At 68.2% G+C, this 7,443-nt stretch carries 9 protein-coding genes and 1 pseudogene; 6 read left to right on the forward strand and 4 right to left on the reverse strand.

Features of this window, described 5'->3' with window-relative positions:
* On the forward strand, window positions 1–192 hold a 192-nt coding region (locus AC5JJ1_RS08485; RefSeq protein WP_495784677.1), incomplete at its 5' end, for a transposase.
* A gap of 82 nt (window positions 193–274) precedes the next feature.
* Window positions 275–457, forward strand: a complete 183-nt coding sequence (locus AC5JJ1_RS08490; protein WP_495784678.1) for a hypothetical protein — start codon at window positions 275–277, stop codon at window positions 455–457.
* 297 nt (window positions 458–754) lie between these two features.
* Here the strand turns inward: AC5JJ1_RS08490 and AC5JJ1_RS08495 are convergent, their stop codons facing one another.
* Window positions 755–1,933, reverse strand: a complete 1,179-nt coding sequence (locus tag AC5JJ1_RS08495) for an acyltransferase family protein (protein ID WP_495784679.1) — start codon at window positions 1,931–1,933, stop codon at window positions 755–757.
* A 91-nt stretch (window positions 1,934–2,024) separates the two neighbouring features.
* Here AC5JJ1_RS08495 and AC5JJ1_RS08500 point away from each other — a divergent pair, with 91 nt between their 5' ends.
* Window positions 2,025–2,714, forward strand: coding sequence for a TetR/AcrR family transcriptional regulator (locus AC5JJ1_RS08500; protein ID WP_495784680.1), 690 nt, complete (start codon window positions 2,025–2,027; stop codon window positions 2,712–2,714).
* A gap of 663 nt (window positions 2,715–3,377) precedes the next feature.
* Here AC5JJ1_RS08500 and AC5JJ1_RS08505 read toward each other — a convergent pair.
* The 3 genes and pseudogenes from AC5JJ1_RS08505 to AC5JJ1_RS08515 all read right to left on the reverse strand — a co-directional run bounded on the left by AC5JJ1_RS08505 (window position 3,378) and on the right by AC5JJ1_RS08515 (window position 5,883).
* Entirely contained in the window at window positions 3,378–4,376 is a 999-nt protein-coding gene (locus tag AC5JJ1_RS08505; RefSeq protein ID WP_495784681.1) for a Bug family tripartite tricarboxylate transporter substrate binding protein, read from the reverse strand.
* A gap of 142 nt (window positions 4,377–4,518) precedes the next feature.
* Window positions 4,519–4,902: pseudogene (locus tag AC5JJ1_RS08510) on the reverse strand (transposase family protein); the annotation flags it as partial.
* Window positions 4,903–4,995: 93 nt separating this feature from the next.
* The gene (locus AC5JJ1_RS08515; protein WP_495784682.1) at window positions 4,996–5,883 is read right to left on the reverse strand and encodes a LysR family transcriptional regulator; all 888 of its coding nucleotides are present in this window, start codon (window positions 5,881–5,883) and stop codon (window positions 4,996–4,998) included.
* 114 nt (window positions 5,884–5,997) lie between these two features.
* Here AC5JJ1_RS08515 and AC5JJ1_RS08520 point away from each other — a divergent pair, with 114 nt between their 5' ends.
* The 3 genes from AC5JJ1_RS08520 to AC5JJ1_RS08530 form a co-directional block, all read left to right on the forward strand.
* Window positions 5,998–6,465: a cupin domain-containing protein gene (locus tag AC5JJ1_RS08520; RefSeq protein ID WP_495784683.1), complete on the forward strand. Its 468-nt coding sequence runs from the start codon at window positions 5,998–6,000 to the stop codon at window positions 6,463–6,465.
* Between the two features lie 240 nt (window positions 6,466–6,705).
* Window positions 6,706–7,020, forward strand: coding sequence for an IS110 family transposase (locus tag AC5JJ1_RS08525; RefSeq protein ID WP_495784685.1), 315 nt, complete (start codon window positions 6,706–6,708; stop codon window positions 7,018–7,020).
* Window positions 7,021–7,053: 33 nt separating this feature from the next.
* Window positions 7,054–7,443, forward strand: a 390-nt coding sequence (locus AC5JJ1_RS08530; protein ID WP_495784684.1) for a transposase, incomplete at its 3' end; no start/stop codon positions are given.

The following is a 7,443-nucleotide window of genomic DNA, read 5'->3' on the forward strand; positions in this document are numbered from 1 at the left end:
CGCCGCTGGAACTACGCCATCCACCGTGTCCGCTGCCGCATCGAGAAGATCTTCGGTACCTGGAAGCGCAGCTACGGCCCGCGCCGAATGCGATGGCGAGGACTAGCCAAGGCTACCCTGCAGGTCCACCTCACTGCCATCGCCTACAACCTTCGCCGCTCACTCACACTGCTCACCAACCTACCAGCATGAGCTGAGCAACCTTCCCGGGCCGTCCATCCGGCACGACTAACAGAACCCCTTCACCCGCACCTGCCTCTACGAGGCAGCCAACGTGCTGCTGACCAAGGTGCAGCGGTTCTCGCCGCTGAAGGCGTGGGGCACCCGTCTGGTGCAGCGGATCGGCGCCGAAAAGGCGCGCGTTGCGGTTGCGCGGAAGATCGCCGTCACTCCCCGCTGCATCTGGACAGATGGCACCGCGTTCTGGTGGACCCGTGAGGAGGCCAGGATGGCCTGACCCACGTTCCACCACCCAGGCTCCGCTCCGGCGGAGAGGCTGTCTCTGCCGGGACGGCGGGTGACGGCGACCGCGCAGACCCCGTTGGCCGGTCCGGCCTGCCACGCCAGATCAGGCCGCCTCAAACATCGCAACGCCCCACCCCTGACCCCTATCATGGGGCGGATCACACCGACCCCGAAGAGAACCACGACCCCGGCAGCAGCCAGCCTTCACGCCAGTGCCTGACCTGAAAAGACCGATTAGAGAACAGTCAGTCAGCCCCCAAAATGGCCAAAGTCGAGGCGAGTCACTCAGTCAGGTGACGCGGACCGGATGCAGCCTCGGAGCGCCGCCGAGACCGAAGAGCGGCCGCAGCACCGCGCTGCGTGCCACCAGCAGGGCGCCCGCCAAGCTGAGCCCCAGCGACGCCGCCGCGACCAAGGCGAATGTCAGCAGCGGCGTGTTGGTCCAGTCCAGCAAGGCCCAGCCCAGCAGCACGATGATGGTCTGGTGCAGGATGTAGAAGGGCAGCGACAGCGGCACGAACCAAGCCAGCGCCGAAATCGGCCGCGCCAGGAAGCGCCGCGCCAAGCCGAGCAAGGCCAGCAGCCAGAGCCACTCCCCCGCGATGCGCAGCAGCAGGCGCGGCATCAAGCCCGGGTCGGCCCACCCCAACCCGCCCGATGCAACCGGCAGCGACGCAAGCCAAGCGGCCGTCAGTCCCAGCGCGCCCAGGGTGAAGCCATGGCAGCCGCGCAGGATCGCGGCCTCCACCCCGGGCTGGCGCGCCAGCCACCAGCCGGCCAGCACCAGAAGCAGGTAATGGGCGTGGTCGGCCCAGTCGGCGACGAGGTTGTGCGTGCTCGGGAAGGCGGGGCGCAGCAGCGCCTCGACCGCCAGCAGCGCGAGGCTGGGCAGCAGCAGGCGCCAGGGCCGCGCCGCCAGCCAATGCGCTAGCCCCGGGGCGAGGGGCCGCTGCGGCAGCAGCGCCAGGACCGCCGCATAGGCGAAGAGGTAGGGCAGGAACCACAGATGATGCCAGGACAAGTTCGCGGCCGGGTAGCAACAGGCATAGGCCTGCGGTAGGAAATTCCAAGCGCTGGGCAGCAGCGCCGGGCTTTCCTTCAGCGGCGCAGTCGGCGTGATGCGCTCCACCAGCACCTGCGGCGGCACGATGACCAATATGCCGAAGGCCAGCGGCAGCAGCAGGCGGGCGGCGCGGTCCTTCAGGAATCGGCCCGGGGGCTGGCGGTCCAGCGCCCAGCCCGCGGCAAGGCCCGCCAGGAGGAACAGCAGCGGCATCTGCCACTGTGCCAGCAGCCGGACCAGGAGGTCGGCGGCCCAGTATGGCGCGCCGCCATCCTTCATGTGCCATCGCCCGGCATCGAAGAGCCGCGCGGTGTGGAACGGGATCAGCAGCAGCACTGCTAGGCTGCGCAGCGCATCGATGTCGGGCCGACGGAACCGGGCAGGGGAGGTGGACAGCAGATCCATGCTCGGATACCTTTTCTGAATGAATGAACCATTCAATAATTCGACTCGGCATGCAAGCTCGAATTCCGGGCGTCCGGCCGCACCGGACCGCATGATCGCCATCGCCGATGCCGCCTGCCGCGTGCTGACGCGCCAAGGCTGGCGCCTTGCCCAGGTTGCCGACGTAGCGAGGGAAGCCGGCGTCGCGGCCGGAACGGTCTACCTCTACGCGGCCGACAAGCCGGCGCTGCGCGACTTGGCCATCCGCGCCGCCGCACGCCTGCCCCTGCCGCAGGGGCCGATGCCGGCCGATACCGCGGCGACGCTCGAGGCCGCGCTGGCATGCTTCGCTCTGCCGCGTGCCCAGGCGCTGCTAAACGGCGCGTCGCCGGCCGAGGACGGCACCCTCGCCGCCATCGTCGCCGAGATGCACGACCTGCTGGCGCGCGAAGCCCGGCTGATCCTGCTGCTCGACCGCCTGTCGCTAGAGGATCCCGCCATCCGCGACGCCTGGCAGTCCGGCATGCGCCTCCGCGGCTTCGGCGCCTTCGCCGCTGCCGTTGCCCGCCTGGGCGAGGCGGGGCTGGCGCGGGGCGACCTCGACCCAGCGCTGGCCGCCCGCGCGGTACTCGAGATGCTGGCCTGGATGGCGATGCGCCGGCGCGGGGATGCGCAGCCGCCGCCGGGCGACGAGGCAGCGGCGCGCGCCGCCGCCATCGCGCTGGGCGTCGCCGCGCTCGAGTTACCCTCTACCAAAAGTAACACACCTAGATCAATCCGGAGCGCTAATGCGCTCACGTGAGATTCCTTGTAGCGCGTCCGTAAATCGACGCTGTTCGGTTTAGAGTGTCTAGTGAAACGTAGTTTGACGCGTTGAAGTTGGACTGAGCAGGTCTGCGGCAGCGCGTTCAGCGTAGGCGTCGACATATAGATAGCCCCTGAGCAGCGGTGAAATGGGTACGCATGGTCAAGTACCTTCACTGGCAAACGACGGCGCCTAAAGCTGCCAGACAAGCTAGAAGTGTGCGTCCTTTTCATGAAGATATCTTCCAAACCCACTGACGCTGGATGTTGGATAAGGCCGGATATGGAGTTGCTCCTACGCCAAGAGATCTAAATGCCTGATATCGTGCCGCAGCCGCCGTCCGGGAACCGAGCGGAAAGCGTCTCAACTCAGGAAACGGCTTGCTCCAACACCGCCACGATTAGCTCGATCGGGAATCGCCGCTTCAAGGCCAATCGCCACATCGAGCATGGCAAAGTTCAGCGAAAATCTACCAGCAGATCCAGACCGCTTTCCGTGTCACCTTAAGGGACGCAACCAGAGCATCGAGCTGTGTACGCCACTAATGGCCGCGGAGACGCTTTCCTTGGTAAGCCTTCCCTGCATCGGAACTTGAAATCCATCCAGCTAAGGTCGTTAGAGCTTGAGGCAGCCCAGAGTAGCAACCGTGATCACCCAACCTCAGTCCAGGGTGATGTTCGCCTCGCGGATCACCGATCCCCATTTCTGACGTTGTTCTGCCAAATGGGCGGCGAGCTGGTCGGATGTGGCGAAGCCGGGCAGCAGCCCCTGAGCAGCGTAGAACTGCGGCAGGTCGGTGTCGCGCACGGCCCAACCCGCCGCCTCCTCGACCCGCGCCTGGATGGTGCGCGGCACGGCGGCGGGAGCATAGAGACCAATGAAGCCGGCGGCTTCGAAATCCTGTGGCCCACCAGCCTCCGCGACGGTCGGCACCTCCCGCAGCGCGGGCAGCCGCTGCGAGGCCGTCACCGCCAGGACCCTCACCCGTCCTACCTCGGCGGGTTCCCGCAGGACGATGTATGGGGCCATCATCAATTGCACCCGGCCGCCGAGCATGTCCTGCAGCGCTTGCCCGGAGCCGCGGTAGGGGACATGAACAATGTCCAGCCCCATCCGCCGCTTGAGCAGCTCGAGCGCGAGGTGGCTAAGGTCGCCGCTGCCGGCGGAGCCCATGTTGAGTTTGCCTGGCCGAGTCCGCGCCAGGGCGACGAGGTCGGCGAAGCTGCCGGCCGGCAGATCGGTAGGCACCGCCACGGCCAAGGTCGGCTGCACAACGCCCGCTAGGGGTGCGAGGCCGCGTTCCGCGTCGAAGGGCAGGTCGCGGCGGAGGAGCGGCGTGTAGACGATCTGGCCGCCGGTCGCCATTAGGAGCGTGTACCCGTCCGGAGCGGCGCGCACGGCTGCCTCCGTCGCAAGGGCGCCGTTGGCGCCGGGCCGGTTGTCCACAAGGACGGGCTGCCCGAGCCGTTCCGACAGCCTCTGGGCCAGGGGTCGGGCCATGAGGTCCAGAGCGCTCCCCGCGGGGAAGCCCACTAGCAGGCGGACCGGCCGGGTAGGATAGGCGACCTCCTGGGCGAGGATGGCGGGGGCCGGCAGGAGGGACGCCGCGGCCCAGGTCACCATGCTGCGGCGGTCGAGTGGGAGAGGCAGAGACGACATTGTCTAATCTCCACGTTGTTGACCCGACACTGCGTCCGATTGGGCGTTACGGTCGCAAGCCTGGGGATGGTGCAAGAAGTGCGGCCGCAGAGAGAAGGTCCATCGGCGTAGGCCAGACCGATGGAGCGGACGGCACCAGGGCTCACGCGCCCCGGGCCCTGAGCCAGTCGGCGGTGGTGGCGAGGCAGAGGACATCGAGGAAGGATGCGGCGGTCTTCTCGTAGCGCGTCGCCACCGCCCTCCAATCCTTCAAGCGGGCCCAGACGTGCTCGCGGAGGGCGTGGCTACCGAGGTCACGGTCGGCGACAACCCAGCCCGGCACGTCGGGCAACCGCTCGAGCGGGGGCACGGCATGCGGCAACTCGTGCGCCTGACCGGGTGCGAGCCTGAAGGCTACCGCCCCCCCGGCCGCTGCGTCGGCGATCAAAGCGGACTTGATGCCGTAGCTGCCACGAGAGCGGCCAAGCGCCTCACGCGCGTCCCACTCCAGCGGGGGGCCATCAGGTCCAAGTGGCCCGGTGCAACGAAGCCCGGCACAGAACGCAGTAGAGAAGGGCATCGGACGGCATGACGGCGAAGGCTGGCTAAAGCTCAGTGGCCGCAACAGGAATGCATGAGTTCACCTGGTCAGGCCGCGGGCGCGCAGCCCTGCGGCCACGTGGTCCACAAAGGCGCGCACCTTCGGGGTCATAAGGCGGTTGGTCGGGTAAACGGCAAATATGCCACTCTCCGGCGAGGCGGCGTCCGCCAGCACGCGTTGGAGCGTGCCCGCGGCCAGCGCATCCATCACGGCCCAGTCCGGCACTGCGGCGAGGCCGACCCCGGCCAGCGCCGCAGCGCGCAGCGATTCGGTGTTGTCGGTCAGCAGGACGGGGCGGATTGCGACGGCCTCCCCGCCCAGCCGCCAGAAGTCCCGCCACGGCAGCGGCGCGAAGCCGATGCAGTGGTGCCGCGCCACATCAGCCGGCGCGGCCGGGACGCCACGCTGCGCCAGGTAGCCGGGGCTGGCGACGATGATCACGTGTGAGATTGCGAGCCGGCGCACGACGAGGCCGGGGGCCGGCGCCTCCACCACGCGGATCGCCAGGTCGAACCCGTCCTCGACAAGGCGGACGGACCCTGCCGCCTCGGCCAGCTCGACCTCGATCGTTGGATGCGCGGAGAGGAAGCCCGCGAGGTCGGGGACGAGGTGGCGGGCGGTGAAGCACTCCGGCGCCGCAACCCGCAGCCGGCCGGTCGGGACCTCCTGCAGCGCCTGAGCTTCCAGCCGCGCGGCCGCTTCGTCTTCCAGCAGGCGGCGGCAGCGGGCATAAAAGACCTGGCCCGCCTCCGTCGGCTGCACCTTGCGCGTGCTGCGGTCCAGCAGCCGCACGCCAAGCCGTTCCTCGAGCGCGCGCACAGCCTCGCTCACCGAGGACTTGGCGGTCTGCAACCGCTCGGCCGCCGCGGTGAAGCTGCCCGTCTCCACCACGCGCACGAACGCCTCGATGCCGGCGAAGGCTCTCATGCCGGTATTGTTCGGTCAGGCGAACGCGCTGTCCAGAAGCAATGCCTGCCCTTCAACGTGCCGTCACGGCAATAGCCTCGGCGCGGTGCAATGGCCGCCTCGGCAGGAAGGGAGATGCAGATGCTGGACGTAGCGAAGGGTAATGCGGTTGCGACGCTCGCGGCCGACGAGGGCGAGGTGCTGGACGTGTTCGGCGCCAGCATGGTGGTGAAGGCGGACCCCGCGGAGTTCGGCTTCTTCCTGGCAGATCATGTGGTGCCGCCGGGCTACTTCGTTCCGCCGCACATCCATGCCGACGAGGACGAGGTATTCTTCATCCTGGACGGCGAGCTCACGCTGCTGGACGGCACCGGCGAGCGCCACATCGGCCCTGGGGGCACGGTGCACTTTCCGGAAGGATCGCAGCACGGCTTCCGAAACGACACGGCCGAGCCGGTGCGCTTTCTGGTGGCGCTCCGACCCGGGCTGCAAAGCCTAGAGATGTTCCGCCATTTCAGCCGTGCAGGCCGCGCTGCTCCGGGCGGACTCACGCCATCCGAGATCGTGGCGATCTGCGCACAGTATGGTGTCGAAATGAGATGAGAGGGCACGGGCGGCAGTCGAGCTCAACGGTGAACCGCCCGTGGTGGCCTGCTGCTGAGCTGTGCCAGCTCCAGGCCGTCTGCTTCTCCGACTAGATACGGTAATCGGGTCGGCTGGTGGCGCAGGCTGTCGTGACCGGTTGTTCTTCCAAGGGGCCCCAGGCGGGGCTCAGCAGAGGAAGGCACCGAGATGACCCACTATGTCGGCGTCGACGTCTCATAGGAGACGAGCAGCATCTGCATCGTAGACGGCTCCGGGGTCGTGCTCCGGGAGTTGAAGGCGGAGAGCGAGCCGGAGGCGTTGGCGGCGGCCCTGACGGAGACTGGGCTGGAGTTTGCCCGTGTTGGCCTCGAGGTCAGGCCGATGTCGCAGTGGCTTCATGCGGGGCTCAGAGCGGCAGGGCTGCCGGTGGTGGTGCTCGAGACGCGGCAGTTGCGGGCGGCAGCGAAGGCTATGCCGGTCAAGACGGACCGGACGGATGCGCGTGCGATCGCCCAGATGGTCCGGACCGGTTGGTTCCGGGTCGCGCATGTGAAGTCGGAGCTCCCGCAATAGCTCCGGGCGTTGCTGACGGCCAGGAAGCTGCTCGTGAGCAAGCTGCGTGACATCGGCAACGGCATCCGCGGCCTGCTGCGTGGCTTTGGGCTGAAGGTGGGCGCGAGCGGTGAGCGCGCCTTTCCGGCCCGCGCCCGTGAACTCGCAGCGGACCGCAAGACCCTCGCCGCCGTCATCGAGCCCTCGCTGCAGGTGCGCGAGGCCCTGCTGTCCGAGCGCGAGCGCCTGCACCATCTGGTGGTCCGCGCCACGTGCAATGACGCCGTCTGCCGCAGGCTCATGACGGTGCCCGGGGTTGGCCTGGTCACGGCGCTCACCTTCTGCTCCGCGGTCGATGACCTGGCCAGGTTCAGGCGGTCCCGCGCCGTGGGTGGCTTTGCTATCGGATTCTGGCCCGGGTGTGCTGACGAATTTTGGCCCACC

This window comes from Belnapia sp. (genome assembly GCF_059504005.1).